The organism is Pseudoalteromonas sp. 2CM39R (assembly GCF_023161845.1).
In genome coordinates this window covers 342,204-356,201 of the sequence record NZ_JALNTM010000004.1, presented here as the reverse complement: position 1 = coordinate 356,201, position 13,998 = coordinate 342,204, and the positions used below count along the sequence as shown (strand labels likewise).

14 protein-coding genes are annotated in these 13,998 nt (G+C 38.5%); 11 read left to right on the top strand and 3 right to left on the bottom strand.

What is annotated here, in order from left to right; all coding sequences use genetic code 11:
• Positions 1-2: 2 nt before the first annotated feature.
• The 9 genes from serS to MTF66_RS11940 all read left to right on the top strand — a co-directional run bounded on the left by serS (position 3) and on the right by MTF66_RS11940 (position 8,059).
• The gene (gene serS, locus MTF66_RS11975) at positions 3-1,307 is read left to right on the top strand and encodes a serine--tRNA ligase (protein ID WP_248527313.1); all 1,305 of its coding nucleotides are present in this window, start codon (positions 3-5) and stop codon (positions 1,305-1,307) included.
• Between the two features lie 398 nt (positions 1,308-1,705).
• Positions 1,706-2,581, top strand: a complete 876-nt coding sequence (locus MTF66_RS11970) for a hypothetical protein (protein ID WP_248527312.1) — start codon at positions 1,706-1,708, stop codon at positions 2,579-2,581.
• Between the two features lie 57 nt (positions 2,582-2,638).
• On the top strand, positions 2,639-3,829 hold the full coding sequence (locus MTF66_RS11965) for a HEPN-associated N-terminal domain-containing protein (RefSeq protein ID WP_248527311.1): 1,191 nt from the start codon (positions 2,639-2,641) through the stop codon (positions 3,827-3,829).
• A gap of 254 nt (positions 3,830-4,083) precedes the next feature.
• Positions 4,084-4,410, top strand: a complete 327-nt coding sequence (locus tag MTF66_RS11960) for a YggL family protein (protein WP_248527310.1) — start codon at positions 4,084-4,086, stop codon at positions 4,408-4,410.
• 326 nt (positions 4,411-4,736) lie between these two features.
• Positions 4,737-5,249, top strand: coding sequence for an alpha/beta fold hydrolase (locus MTF66_RS11955; RefSeq protein WP_248527309.1), 513 nt, complete (start codon positions 4,737-4,739; stop codon positions 5,247-5,249).
• Positions 5,250-5,337: 88 nt separating this feature from the next.
• A complete protein-coding gene (locus MTF66_RS11950; protein WP_175573819.1) occupies positions 5,338-5,820 on the top strand; it encodes a hypothetical protein in 483 nt (160 codons plus the stop codon).
• Between the two features lie 143 nt (positions 5,821-5,963).
• A complete protein-coding gene (locus tag MTF66_RS11945) occupies positions 5,964-7,166 on the top strand; it encodes an IS256 family transposase (protein WP_248527308.1) in 1,203 nt (400 codons plus the stop codon).
• A gap of 390 nt (positions 7,167-7,556) precedes the next feature.
• Entirely contained in the window at positions 7,557-7,679 is a 123-nt protein-coding gene (locus MTF66_RS38500; RefSeq protein WP_282454083.1) for a hypothetical protein, read from the top strand.
• The gene (locus MTF66_RS11940; protein WP_248527307.1) at positions 7,667-8,059 is read left to right on the top strand and encodes a hypothetical protein; all 393 of its coding nucleotides are present in this window, start codon (positions 7,667-7,669) and stop codon (positions 8,057-8,059) included. Before MTF66_RS38500 ends, MTF66_RS11940 begins: the two co-directional genes overlap by 13 nt.
• A 143-nt stretch (positions 8,060-8,202) precedes the next feature.
• Here MTF66_RS11940 and MTF66_RS11935 read toward each other — a convergent pair whose 3' ends face one another.
• Positions 8,203-9,384 carry a PQQ-dependent sugar dehydrogenase gene (locus MTF66_RS11935; RefSeq protein ID WP_248527306.1) on the bottom strand — a complete coding sequence of 394 codons (1,182 nt, stop codon included), beginning with the start codon at positions 9,382-9,384 and terminating at the stop codon, positions 8,203-8,205.
• Here MTF66_RS11935 and MTF66_RS11930 point away from each other — a divergent pair.
• Positions 9,369-9,830 carry a hypothetical protein gene (locus MTF66_RS11930; RefSeq protein WP_138621005.1) on the top strand — a complete coding sequence of 154 codons (462 nt, stop codon included), beginning with the start codon at positions 9,369-9,371 and terminating at the stop codon, positions 9,828-9,830. The genes MTF66_RS11935 and MTF66_RS11930 overlap by 16 nt on opposite strands.
• A 74-nt stretch (positions 9,831-9,904) precedes the next feature.
• Here MTF66_RS11930 and MTF66_RS11925 read toward each other — a convergent pair whose 3' ends face one another.
• Positions 9,905-11,104: an Nramp family divalent metal transporter gene (locus tag MTF66_RS11925; protein WP_248527305.1), complete on the bottom strand. Its 1,200-nt coding sequence runs from the start codon at positions 11,102-11,104 to the stop codon at positions 9,905-9,907.
• A gap of 421 nt (positions 11,105-11,525) precedes the next feature.
• Between MTF66_RS11925 and MTF66_RS11920 the strand changes: the two genes are divergently transcribed.
• A complete protein-coding gene (locus MTF66_RS11920; protein ID WP_248527328.1) occupies positions 11,526-12,575 on the top strand; it encodes an endonuclease/exonuclease/phosphatase family protein in 1,050 nt (349 codons plus the stop codon).
• Positions 12,576-12,627: 52 nt separating this feature from the next.
• Here the strand turns inward: MTF66_RS11920 and MTF66_RS11915 are convergent, their stop codons facing one another.
• Positions 12,628-13,791, bottom strand: coding sequence for a DUF3103 family protein (locus tag MTF66_RS11915; protein ID WP_008110046.1), 1,164 nt, complete (start codon positions 13,789-13,791; stop codon positions 12,628-12,630).
• Positions 13,792-13,998 lie beyond the last annotated feature (207 nt).

Below are 13,998 nucleotides of genomic sequence, written 5' to 3'. Positions count from 1 at the left end.
ACATGTTAGATTCTAAATATTTACGTCAAGATGTCGAACAAACTGCCGCTCTATTAGCCGCACGTGGTTATGAACTTGATGTAGCAGCAGTAACTGAACTTGAAGAAAGACGCAAAACATTACAAGTAAAAACGCAAGAGCTTCAAAGTCAACGTAATGCCAGTGCTAAAGCTATTGGTCAAGCAAAAGCAAAAGGCGAAGATGCACAGCCATTGCTAGACGCAGTTGCTAACTTAGGCAGCGAGTTAGACGCAGCTAAAGCTGAGCAAGACGAAGTGTTAGAAGCAATTAAACAAATCGCGCTTGCTATCCCAAACTTACCGGACGAGTCGGTACCAGAAGGCGCTGACGAAGACGACAACGTAGAAATTTTAACGTGGGGTACACCAAAAAAGTACGATTTTGAGGTAAAAGATCACGTTGACGTAGGGCAAGACCTAAACGGCCTAGACTTTGAAATGGGCGTTAAAATTAGTGGCGCACGTTTTACCGTAATGCGCGGCCAAGTAGCACGTATGCACCGTGCACTTACCCAATACATGCTAGACACCCACACAGACAGAAACGGCTACACAGAAATGTATGTACCGTACTTAGTTAATAGCGCAAGCCTTTACGGTACGAGCCAATTACCTAAGTTTGCCGGCGATTTATTCCACACATTAGGCCTAGTGAACGATGATGGCGAGCAGCAAGCTGGTTTTAGCTTAATTCCGACGGCAGAAGTACCGCTTACAAACAGCGCACGTGATGAAATTTACGAAGAAAGCGATTTACCAATTCGCTTAACAGCGCACACGCCATGTTTTAGAAGTGAAGCAGGCAGCTACGGCCGCGATACACGCGGTTTAATCCGTCAGCACCAGTTTGATAAAGTAGAACTAGTACAACTTGTAAAACCAGAAGATTCAATGCAAGCACTCGAAGAGCTAACAGGCCATGCTGAGCAAATACTTCAAGCGCTGGAATTACCATACCGTAAAGTAATTTTATGTATGGGCGACATGGGCTTTGGCGCAGCAAAAACATACGATTTAGAAGTATGGTTACCGGCGCAAGACACCTATCGAGAAATTTCATCATGTTCAAACATGGTTGATTTCCAAGCACGCCGTATGCAAGCACGTTTTCGTCGTGAAGGTGCTAAAAAACCAGAGCTTTTACACACACTAAACGGCTCAGGTTTAGCAGTTGGCCGTACACTAGTTGCGATACTAGAAAACTACCAACAAGCCGACGGCTCTGTAGTCGTACCAGAAGTATTACGCCCATACATGGGTGGACTGGAAGTGATTGGTAAAGCTTAAAGTACTAGCTGTCAGCTGTCAGCTGTCAGTTTTTAGCCATAAGCTTTAGAAAGAAAGCCGCTGTTTGTAATGAACAGCGGCTTTTTTGTTGTGGGTTCAGGAAAAAGGTGAAAGGGAAAAGGTTCAAGGCGAAAGTAAAAGTCTAATTTACGCTATTTGTCAGTAAAAGTAATAAACCTGCCTTTATTGTTTATTTGCACAACACTTTTTGTCTAATATTACTGATCTCTACCATTTTGGTGTTTCTCTACATTCCGTAAATTTAGGTGAGAGGTAACTAATTGTTTACATGTCCTTATTCGCTGGTTACATTAGATTAATTGTAATATTTAGACATTTGTCGGTTTATAAAACGACAAATGTCGGATACAAAGTTGTTAACAGTCGAAGGAGGAATAGTGACAAAACGTAAAGATGAGAGAAGTCTAATTCCGCTTTTAGCTGTTTTAGGAATTGTATCTGCACCTTTGATATTCATTCTTGGAATTGTTGCCGGTAGCCAAATTCAGTTAGCAAACATTTTAACTGCAGATTCATTGTCTTCTTGGGTAAGTGCATTAGCTACAGTTGCGATCGCAGTACTTACTTTTGTACTTGCTAAAGAAACGTGGTACTTGCGAGAAGCACAAATCGCGCAAGTTAACGAACTACGAGTACAGAGCATTCGTCCTAACGTATCCATAAAATTCTTTAGTAGTCCGATATCATTCAATTTGATGATGCTTGAGGTTAGCAATCTTGGTAAAGGTATAGCGAGAAATGTTCGTTTTAAATTTTATAATAGGAATGGTAACGAAATTAAAGCAACCGAAGACGCTATTGTCGATGAGTTTTTAAAGTTGCATGTTATGTCAAAAGGCCTGCATTCTCTTGGTATTAATCAAAAATTTGAGAGTTTCTTATTCAGTTTTTATGATGTGAAAAATAAAATCGATAGTGAAGATGTATTTTCCCCATATTTTAAAGTTTCAACCTCTTATGAGGATGTTGAAGGAAACTCATACTCTGATGAGTTAATTATTGATTTTAAAGAGTTCGATGGCGTTTCAGAGATCGGTGGAGGTGATCCTCTCCATAAAATTTCGGGAGACATCAAAAAGCTCAGAGAGCAGTTCGAAGGAGTGACACGGTCATTTTCAAAAAGGCTTCATGTAAACACATATTCATTTCAAGACAGAAAGCAAGAACGAGAAGATAGGCAGAGATGGTTGGAAGAGCAGAAAGCCAATCGAGAGCAGTCAACTGCTAACAATAAAAGTCAGGCGGACAGCTAAAGCTGCCGCTGCTTTTGGGCGTTAGCAATCCGTATTACCCGCAATTAGGAGTCTACATTGGGTTATCATTCAGATTTAATGATTGATATGTATTCATCACCACAATTATCACGCTCAAATAAAACCATATGTGCCAATTGTGTTGTAGATGATGCATTAATTGACCTCGTTAAAAGTAACTTATCTTCAAAGTCGTGCTCATATTGTGATGGAGATTATTATGACGAAGAAAGTAATAGTGATGAGCTGATTGCAGCACCTTACGATATTGTAATGGAACGTATATATGAAACTATTTTCCAATATTACGGTGATGCACAAGATGTAGGTATGCCATGGGTTGAAAAAGAATGGCTTATGCCTGAGAACAATATATCGGAAATCATTGGTGAATTTGCTCCTGGTTGGTCAGAGAGCTTTTGCGAAGACTTGATTGATAGCTCAGATCCAAGTTTATATTTGGTGGAACATGTAGATAATGATTGGTCAACTGAGAGTCCTGCATCAGCATTATTTTATGGGTGGTCAGCTTTTAAAGAACAAGTACTACATAAAACTAGATATTTATTTTTAAGCGAACCAGAAGATAAATATTCATCGGGTAGACCTGATTATATACCTGTTTCTAATATGATAGATGCCTTAGGCGCACTATGTAATTCTGAAAGTTTAGTTAAAACTATTCCTGCAGGTACGGAATTTTATCGAGTCAGAGTTAATTCAAAAGATGCTAAATTTACAACATTTTCAGAAGTTGGAGTGCCCCCTAAAGGCTTTGCTAGTGCGGGGAGAATGAACCCAGCAGGAATATCATATTTTTATGTGGCATATGATCAGTTAACCGCAGAAAAAGAAGTAGTAGATAAAGCCACGAAGTGGACGATTGCAAAATTTGAAACGCTTACTGAAATAACTGTTATTGATTTTGTAAATTTGCCTGCAATACCAAGTGTTTTTTCCAAGGGAGCATATGAAACAAGGCAAAATTTATCGTTCTTACATTCTCTTGTTAAAGAATTAACTTTACCTGTTTCAAAAGATGGCAGGGAGCATGTTGAATACGTGCCAACTCAAATAATATCCGAGTATTTTAGACATCGTTTTAAAACGCCAGAGCAGACAAGCGTATTAGGCTTAAGGTATCCAAGCGTAAAAAATGAGTCAGGAATTAATATTGCAATTTTTAATTCGGATAATGACTCTTTAGCGCATTTTTTTAAATTGGTGTCCACTGATATTAATTGCTAAAGACATCAGAACTTAAATTTCTTCAAACGGCTTAATTTAAGCCGCTATTTTCCTCTAAAAGCACAGCGCCTCTTATCCTCTTTGTGAATAAATCTCTTCATTAAAAAGCACTCAGATAGCAATTTAGCGCAGTTAGTTAAGTTTTAACTATATGTTAAATAGTAAGTTATCTTTGGCTTTTGCTCCTTTATAACTTATTCTAAGCCACTTCGTAGGCGGGTTAATAAGTTGGCGTCATATACCAAAGGATATTTATGAGTACTAAAAGTAGACGATTACGTAAGAAATTGTATTTAGATGAATTTGCTATTTTAGGTTTTGAATTTACTTGTAATTTAAATGTAACAGAGGAAGAGTTTGATTTATTACTAGATGAGCTTTTAGAATTCATCGATAAAAGAAAACTTTGTATTGCTGGTGGAGGTGACTGTAAGTCATTCAGTGGCTTTATTTGTTCTGTTCATCGTTATGGTTCGGCGACTAACCAAGATAGAGAAGACGTTGAGCTTTGGTTAAAGTCTAAAGAAAACATTTCAAATATTGTTGTTAGTCAGCTAGTTGATGCAAACTACGCAGTGTAATGATTTATTTGAAGATTATTTGGTTGAAGACCAAAATGAGCAAATATTAACTTCACATATCAGAACTTAAATTTACAAAAGCGGCTAAAAAGCCGTTATTTTGCATATTAAGCACAGCATGATAAATCGGGTTGCCCCAAGTCAATTCATCATTTTTGTCGGATGGCGTGGCTTCGCCACTTATCCGACCTACGTTAAAAGGTAGGTTGGTTAAGCCAAAGGCGCCACCCAACAAAGTTCTAATTTAGATGACACAAGTTAAGAAGTTAATTATGGTAGTAACTTAGTTTATGTGTTTCTAACCCTATAAAAGCAGCAAAATTGTCATGAATGTCATTAGTAACACGATTAGTAACACTACAATAATCACTGACTCATTAGCTTCGTGGCATAACAGCCAGTCGACGTTTGAATTTCAAGGTAATGACATTGCATATCATGTGCAAGGTAAAGAGGGCGCGCCGTGTTTATTACTGATCCATGGTTACCCAACGGCAAGTTGGGATTGGCATAATCAATGGGCTGCGTTAACTCAGCACTTTAAGGTATTTACCCTCGATATGCTGGGCTTTGGTTTTAGTGACAAACCGCAAAATGTTACGTACACCTTAAATATGCAAGCGGATTTACTGACTCGCTTTTTAAAGCTTTTAAATGTAAAAGTAGCGCATATTTTAAGCCACGATTACGGTGATACGATAGCGCAAGAGCGACTTGCTAAAAGCAACTTAAATGAGCTGCATGCCATCAAAGTACAAAGCGTTTGCTTTCTTGACGGCGGGTTATTTCCAGAAACACACAAACCTGTATTTTTGCAAAGCTGTTACTTAGCCCTATAGGTGCTTTAGTGTCGCGACTTGCAAACTTTAAGCGTAATTTTGATAATATATGCGCTACACCACTTGCTGAGAAAGAGCTCTGCGTATTATGGAAGAGAAACAGGACAAGTGCATTCCAGAGAGTCAAAAATTCAGCCGCTATCGAAATAGATATTCAACGATTAATATGGAGTTCAAAAAGTGTATGGACGGTTTAAAGTTTTGCTTAAAATATTCTTTTCTACTTATAGTTCTTCTTTTTCTTAATGGTTGCTCCAACATCTATTGGGGTAGTATAAAAAATAACACTAGCGAGGTAATTAATGTAAAACTTACTTTTTCTAATAAACATGGCACTCATTTTTTAGAGTTACAACCAATCAAATCACAAGAAAATGAGCTTTGGCATTATGAGCAATCTTCATTGGTACTGACTAAAATAGACAAGAACTTATCTAAAGTTGAAGCAATAAATAGTGAGGGATGTACTGTTATCTTCAATCGAGAGGCAATTGATAAAAAAGTCGAGGAACATCAACTAGAAGTCGTTATTGAACCACAAGACTTTATAGATGCTTGCGCAAAACAATAATAAGCTTATAAAGACCTAGCTCAAAAAATGAATTATATGTGAGTGATATATTTTAGATAGATTTATAGTCTGATAAAAATTTTTAAAGGTAGTGTTTAGAAATCTGTGTCATTTCAGTATTATTAAGAAAACAGGAGTGACACATGACTCAATCTTTCGACTTCAACAAAGCATTAGCTGAACTTCAAGCAGGTAAAGGCCTTACTGGCGAAGACGGTGTTCTAACACCATTAATTAAACAACTCACCGAAGCGGCTCTTAAAGCTGAATTAGAGCAGCATTTAGAATCTAAGACCGAAGTTAACCGTAAAAATGGTTCAACCAAAAAAACAGTTAAGTCATCCATAGGTCAATTCGAACTTGAAACGCCCAGAGACCGTTCAGGTTCGTTTGAACCTCAGCTTGTTAAAAAGAACCAAACCAAGTTAACGCCTGAAATTGATGAGAAAATCCTATCTATGTTTGCTTTAGGTATGAGCTATCGAGATATTCGAGGCCACATACAGGATATGTATGGCGTTGAAGTATCAGAGGCCACCATCACTGCCGTAACAGACCAACTGATACCAGAGCTTAAAGCATGGCAAGCGCGCAGCTTAGACACGCTTTACCCGTTTATCTGGCTTGATGCTATTCATTATAAGATTAAAGAAAATGGGCGCTACGTGAGTAAGGCTATTTATACCGTACTAGGTGTCAATATCGAGGGCCGCAAAGAGTTACTTGGTTTATATGTCTCTGAAAGTGAAGGGGCTAACTATTGGTTATCAGTATTAACAGATTTACATAATCGTGGTGTATCCGATATTTTAATTGCCTGTGTTGATGGACTAAAAGGCTTCCCTGAAGCAATAGCAACAATCTATCCTGACGCCGAAGTGCAGGAGTGCGTTATTCATCAAATTCGTAATTCGATGAAGTATGTTGCTTCAAAGCACCAAAAAGAGTTTATGGCTGACTTGAAACCCGTTTATAAGGCAGCCACTAAAGATGCAGCAGAAGCCGCTCTCGCCGAATTAGATGCCAAATGGGGCAAGTTATACCCTATCGTTATCGAGTCTTGGCGTCGAAAGTGGGGCAATCTGTCGGTTTACTTCAAGTATCCAGATTACGTGCGAAAAGCTATTTATACCACAAATGCAATTGAAGCTGTACATCGTCAGTTTAGACGACTCACCAAGACTAAGGGAGCATTCCCTAATGAAAACAGCTTGATGAAATTATTGTATGCAGGCATATTGAATGCCTCGAAGAAATGGACAATGCCAATCCATAATTGGAATCTGACATTGTCGCAATTGGCCATCCACTTCGAAGGTAGGTTAGATGGTGTGCTAGATATTTAGCAACTTAGGCTGACACAGAATTCTGAACGCCCTCAATTTAAAAGGAAAAACATACTCGTATTTTATTCTTATTGGTTCTTTGATTCTGGAGTTTAGCTAGACATTCTCCTAGCTACTTTAGTGCTTAACCAAATATCACTCATTAACATGAATATAGACTATTTTATCCATTAAGTAGTGCACCCCTCTATTGATTATGCCTCTTTAGTCTTTGCTAGACTCAACCTCTGAGATGTTGCTAAGAGTGAAAAAGCAGATACCTATCTTAGATGCTTTTTCTTTGTTTCATTGAAACTTACAAAGATAATTGAGGTGAAGTATTATTAATACCGTTTTAGAATATGAAAGTATCTTCTCCAGATTATCCAAAAACAAGAAAAGATTGATCTCATGAAGTATTACAATGACATAAAAAGCACCGCTAACTTGAAGCAACGCATTACACGCAGTGAAGCGCTTGAAGTTGATATAAAAAGATTAATTTGGAGTTCTGAGGTTCTATGGAAAGATTAAAGGTATTAATTTTTGGATTACTAATAACTTTTGTATTGAGCTCATGTTCAAGTATTTACTGGGCTAGTGTTAAAAACTCTACGGCTGAAGAATTAATGGTTAAAGTGGTGTTTAAAACTGAGTACGGTACTCAGGTAATGGACATGCCATTAAAAGTAGGTGAAGTAAACGTTTGGCAATATGAACAGTCATCAAGTGAATCAAAAATAATGGATAAATATTTATCTTCAATTGAGATAAGTGACGGCAGTGGCTGTTACTTAGTTTTTAATAAAGAAGAGATAAAAAAGAAGGTTAAAAATACAACGCGGCAAATCGTAATTTCTCCTGATGATTTTCAAAAAGCCTGCGAGAGGAAAGTTAATTTAAACACACGATAAAAATCTTTTGTAAAGCTTCCCTAAAGGGTCTGACTTTAAGTATAAATTTAGCTTGGTGCTATGTTTAGTCTCGTAAGATTTATTTTAAAAGTTAAACATTAAAATAAATCCTACGAGACAATCACCATTCATTTAAGTGAATATCACTTTGGCGTTACCAGCATTAACTTTGCCTCTTTGCCATCCGTTAATATTGCCACATTACCTTCAGCAGTAACAAACACATCTCTGAGCCTACCTGTAACCTCTGGGAAAATATGCGACTGAGTGTATTCACCATTTTTTAAATTAACACTGTAGAGCTTTTTATCGACTAATGTAGTAATAAGCACGTGACGTTGCAGTGAAGGGAAGGCTGCATGCTTAGAGCCATAATATGCCATGCCTGATGGCGCAATTGAAGGCGTCCAATCTACGGCTGGTTTAGCCATTCCAGGGTAGTCTCTAAAGGGCGAAATGCGTGCTTGTGAATAATCGTCGCCGTTAGTGATTACTGGCCATCCGTAATTGGTGCCAGCTGTTAAATAGTTGAGCTCGTCACCGCCTGCGGGGCCATGTTCGTGGCTAATAATTTGCTGTGTATCGTAATCATAAACCAAGCCTTGCAAGTTACGGTGCCCGAGTGAATAAATGGCATGCGCGTTAGCGTTTTTGTGACTAATAAACGGGTTATCGTTTGGTATTGTGCCGTTTAAGTTAATGCGTAATGTTTTGCCAAGTTGACTGGTAATAACCTGTGCTTGCTCGCGGTAGTCAAAACCATCACCACTTGAAAATAATAAGGTATTATCAGGCAGCACAAGCGCGCGGCCAGAATAATGCTGCGGTGTGCCTTTATCGGTGGCGACTTTATAAATAATTTTTGGCGTTGAAAATTGCGCACCATCAAACGTGGCTTTGGCTATTACTAGCCTGTTTGCATCAAGCTCACCTTGGGCGTAAGTGAATATAATTTCTTTTGATTCACTGTAATTTGGCGAAAGCACTACATCAAGTAAACCACCTTGCCCTGCAACGTATAAGCCCTCGAAGTTTATTTTAACTCGGGTTTGTTGGTTGTTTTTAATGATAACAACATGGCCATCACGCTCGGTGATTAACCAGGTATTGTTTGGGAGTTTAACCATACTCCACGGTGAATTGAGCCCTGTTGCTAAAGTACTAGCTGTGTATTGCTGTGTTGGCAGCTCGGCACTGGCGTGACAAGAAAACGCTAAAAGTGACAGTAGCGTAATACAATATAGAGATTGTTTACCCTGCAAGCCTTTGCTAGTGTAAGGAAAAAGTTTTATTTTAAGTTGAGATAACCATGCAGTTTTTAACACGTATACTCCCGTCATTTTTAGTTTCTTGGTTACTTACATTCACTCTTGCTAGCTTGTTTCATAGTCAATACGTTGTCAATCAATTAGTTAATGTAGGTGTTGTAGTGGGCTTTAATGACCGTGTTAACTTAATCCTTGAAGATTGGCTTGGCTTGCTACCGACCTATGGCGCTATTATTTCTGTTGCACTTGCTATCGCGTTTTTGGTTACTTGGTTTATTGCTAAAAAAATGAACAAGCAAGGTACACAACTATTTGTTATTGCTGGTGTGGTGGCGTTTGCAACGGCGTTAATTGCGATTGAGTCAATTATGAATATTACTATTATTGCAGGTGCAAGAGGTTGGGGTTTTTATGCGCAATTATGTGCAGGTGCAGTAGGGGGTTATGTATTTGCAAAACTCATTAAGGAAAATAAGCACAAGGCAGCGCATCACGGCTTTTAAGTCAGCATTGGTCTGCAATGTAAAAAGCCGCTATTAATATAGCGGCTTTTGTGTGTATAAATTGCGTCGTGATATCAAAAAATCAAACTAAACAGCTTGTAACCACTTAAGCCAAAAATAAGCACTAACACCGGTAAAGTAAGTAAGTTTACCAACATTGAGTTGGTGTATTTGCCCATTACTGATTTTTGGTTAACCAGCCACACTAGGTAGGTGGTTACAATAGGCAGTAATAAGCCATTAGCTGCTTGGGCAAAAATTATCACCGCGACAGGGTCTAAACCCAGAGACGCCACCGCCGCACCAAATAATAAAATAACAATGGCGACACTTTTAAAGCGGGTGTTATCCATTTTATTTGACCAACCTAACATGCCACATACGGCGTAAGCGCCCGCAAGAGGAGCAGTTATTGCGCTGGTTAAACCTGCGGCAAATAAACCAATAGCAAAAAAGTAATGGGCGGCATCGCCAAGTAATGGCTCAAGCTGCACCGCCATATTGGCAGCGCTAATTTGCCCTGCATCGGGGCCATAAAACGCTACTGATGCGGTTGATAAAATAGCTAAGGTGATCACACCACCTAGGGTGATGGACACGCCCGTATCTATATTGGTTTCTTTAATTACTTTTTGTTTGTCACTCTCGCTGTCATGGCGAGCAGCCAGTACCCCTGAGTGTAAAAATAAGTTGTATGGCACTATGGTCGTACCTACCAATGCTAATACTGTGGTGACTGAGCCCTCAGGCATGCTAGGAATAAAACCAGCTAATAAGTCACTGAGCGAGGGAGCCGCCATAACAAGCGTAGAGATAAACACTAGGCTCATTAAAATCACTAGTAAAATAAGCGCATTTTCAACAACTTTGTGTTTACCGCTATAAAGTAGTATGGCACTTAAAAATGCAATCAGTGGCGTCCAAAGTTGGGCATTTACCTGAGGGAATATTTCAATTAATCCCATGCTGGCACCGCTTAAATTACCAGCCTCGTAGGCGGCACTGCCAACACCAATGGCGCTGATCACTAAAAATATAGCGAGAGATTTAAATAGGGGAGTTTCAATATGGGCTCTTAGTGCTTGTGCTAAGTCTTGCCCAGTGGCTACGCCTAGGCGCGCCGCCATAGATTGTAATAATATGGTGGCAATTACTGAAAATAGTAATGTCCATATTAGTGCAAAACCAAAGTTTGCACCCGCTACGCTCGCGGTGGTAATAGTCCCTGGTCCAATGAAGGCAGCGGTGACGAGTAGTCCTGGTCCTAATCGCATAGTTTGACCCTAATAGTGCTTTTTATATTGCTATTTAAAGTTACACCTAACGTTTGTTTAACGTGATGCCTGTAATATTGCTGCCACTTATACTAAGTGCCTTGCAGCATTAGCCGCCCCTTGGCTTTGCCTTTTTTGATAACCATATGTTAAAAAAGGTCGCGTAGCATACCAACTTGTATATAAATTTAAAGGGGATAGGTTTCGTTTGCTTAAACTTTAAACGATTTAATTGGTTTTAGTTGTTATCAAGCTTTGGCACTCAGCAAAAATCTTATATGATGTTGACAATAGCACACAATATAAACTTTCAAAGGCGACCATTATTAGTGACTGTAATACATCACCTTTAACTGATAACTCAGAACAATCCCCTGAGATGATGATAACCAATTCAACATTAAAAATAGCCACATTTAACCTGTTTAATTATCTTGAGCCACCTAATGCTTATTATGAGTTTGAGCGGATATATACCGCGGAGCAATGGGCAAAAAAACAGCGCTGGATTATTGATTATTTAACCGAGCATCAGCCCGATGTAATTGGCTTTCAGGAAGTGTTTAGCATTGAGTCGCTTAGAGAATTAGTAAAGCAGCAAGGTTATGCGCACTTTGCTGTGGTGGATGAGCCACAGGTAATAGATGATTTTATTTATAAACGCCCCGTTGTGGCAATAGCAGCAAAATACCCCATCGTTGAAGTAGCAAGCGTTAAACACGACTATGAGCTTGCCAGTACTTTAGGTTTAACTGAAGATTTTGCCTTTAGCCGTAGAGTACTTAGAGCCACAATAAGTTTGCCGCATATCGGCAATACCGATTGCTATGTGGTGCATTTTAAATCTAAACGGCCATCAATTGAGATTGATGAAACTAATAAAGAACTAACCGCTGAAAAAAACATTATTGAAATTTTAAAAGCAAATGTAGCGGGTGGCTGGGGCTCAACTATTCAGCGCGGTAGTGAAGCAACATTGCTGATGATAGAAATGATAAGTCGTCGTGAGGCCACGCAACAGCCTATGATACTAATGGGAGATTTTAATAACGACCTAGCTGATGGCGTTTTAAGCCATTTACTAACCAATACACTGCGTTTTGCCCCCGCGTTTGATAGTAAAACCTACCTTGCAAAATATTGTCTTAACGATGCGTGGCAGTTGTTTACGAAGTTACACGATGATTGCGAGCTTGATGAAGTAGCTAATGAGTCAATACAAGGTATTACCGATAAAGATAATCGATGTTTAAAACCATTACGAAAAGCAACACATTACTTTGGCGCAAGCAGTTCAGTACTTGATTATATTTTGCTGTCTTGTGAGTTTGATTCTGGCTATGACGACAGTTTTTTTGAAGTAAGCGATTATCATACTTACGATCGTCATTTAATTAACCCCGAGTTTGAGCGCGACGATTTAAGTACCGATCACGGCGTTGTATGTATCACGCTTAAACTGCGGGAGTAATGATTAACTCACCACTGTTTAGTTACCAAGCCAAACAGTGGCGAGTCGCTATTTACTGACGAGGGTTAATCTCTAAAGGTGACAAGGTAATAGTAGCATTACTGCTGGCCCCTTTATATTCTTGATAGTCTTTGTTTTCAAATAGCGTGTAAAAAACATCAACATAATCATCATTATTGGTAAACCATTCATCAGGCATTGCTTTAAGCAATTCATTAGTAAGTTTAGGAATAATAGTATAGCCCTGTGCTTGTAAATCAGGGATACTTGCCATTACTTGCTCTGATATTTCTAATAATTTCATTGCTAAGGTTTTATAATTAGTGTTGTCATCTTGCTCCATTAAAAGCAAATCGACCGCTTGCCAACGATAACGTTGCCAATGAATTAAAACCTGATTAGGGCTGTAAGTGGTTTGGTCATGATCTAAATAAGGTAAATCAACAATATCTAATATTGGTTCATCTCTGCTAGGATTAATCCCCGTTACGATGGCATAAACTTCTGCCTTTCCTGAAATCCAAGGTTCTTTATCATCCTCTAAATGTATTTTTTTTAGCACGCTAGTTTGTAATGGCTGCTCATTACTTAATTGATTTTGTGGGCTAACCATGTTTTTGCTGAACTTGTTAGCAGACAAAATTCCTTTCATTACTGCAATACCCGCATCCTGTACTTTTTGTTGATCTAACTCCACAATAAAAACAGGTTGGGTTGGCATTTGGTCAACGCTCAGATAATGAATGTCACCAAACTGATCGAACGCTTCAATCTCGCTCCATTGGCTATCGTCACCAGCGGGTGCAAATGCGAATAAAGGGCTTTCTCCTTGTTGCCAATCAGTAAGCATGGACTCACTTGCCAAACGAACTTGTAACAAGCTTCCTGTATTGTTTGGTAAGCCTTTAAGTTGTTGTAAGGCGCTATTTGCCTGACTTATATTACGCTTTGTATGCCGTGCTACAGTTGATAACTGATCAGCATTTAAAACTAAGTTATATTTATTTACTGATTGTTTTAAATCAGCATTCAATACTGAATAATTAAGCGCTACTTGCTTTGCGAAATTACGCTTAATAGTTGCTACGTTTTTGTATTGAGCTTGCTGTACCAAGTTTTCTGCATTTTCAATATGAGCTTGAGCTGAAAAAGCAGGTACTGATATAAAGTTCAATAATGCCGCTGTAGCTAAAGATTTGGTTATTTTATTTTTCATACAAATTCCGCCGTTCCGTTTCTAGTAACACTATAAAACAATAATTAGAATAAATGCTCAAGTTAAATTTATAAAATACGTAATTAGTATTAATGTTGGCTTGCGGTTTGATATACATTACATAAACACCGTAATTTTTATATAAAGCAGGAATCTATTACAAAAAATGTATATTTTATAAAATAATTTATATACATATCAGTGGTT

Excerpts from the sequence above, each read along its gene's own strand:
- MTF66_RS11950 (WP_175573819.1), top strand. The coding sequence starts at position 5,338 with ATGGAAGAGAAACAGGACAAGTGCATTCCAGAGAGTCAAAAATTCAGC.
- MTF66_RS11955 (WP_248527309.1), top strand. The coding sequence starts at position 4,737 with ATGAATGTCATTAGTAACACGATTAGTAACACTACAATAATCACTGAC.
- serS (WP_248527313.1), top strand. The coding sequence starts at position 3 with ATGTTAGATTCTAAATATTTACGTCAAGATGTCGAACAAACTGCCGCT.
- MTF66_RS11915 (WP_008110046.1), bottom strand. The coding sequence starts at position 13,791 with ATGAAAAATAAAATAACCAAATCTTTAGCTACAGCGGCATTATTGAAC.
- MTF66_RS11930 (WP_138621005.1), top strand. The coding sequence starts at position 9,369 with ATGCAGTTTTTAACACGTATACTCCCGTCATTTTTAGTTTCTTGGTTA.
- MTF66_RS11945 (WP_248527308.1), top strand. The coding sequence starts at position 5,964 with ATGACTCAATCTTTCGACTTCAACAAAGCATTAGCTGAACTTCAAGCA.
- MTF66_RS11960 (WP_248527310.1), top strand. The coding sequence starts at position 4,084 with ATGAGTACTAAAAGTAGACGATTACGTAAGAAATTGTATTTAGATGAA.
- MTF66_RS38500 (WP_282454083.1), top strand. The coding sequence starts at position 7,557 with ATGAAGTATTACAATGACATAAAAAGCACCGCTAACTTGAAGCAACGC.
- MTF66_RS11925 (WP_248527305.1), bottom strand. The coding sequence starts at position 11,104 with ATGCGATTAGGACCAGGACTACTCGTCACCGCTGCCTTCATTGGACCA.
- MTF66_RS11940 (WP_248527307.1), top strand. The coding sequence starts at position 7,667 with ATGGAAAGATTAAAGGTATTAATTTTTGGATTACTAATAACTTTTGTA.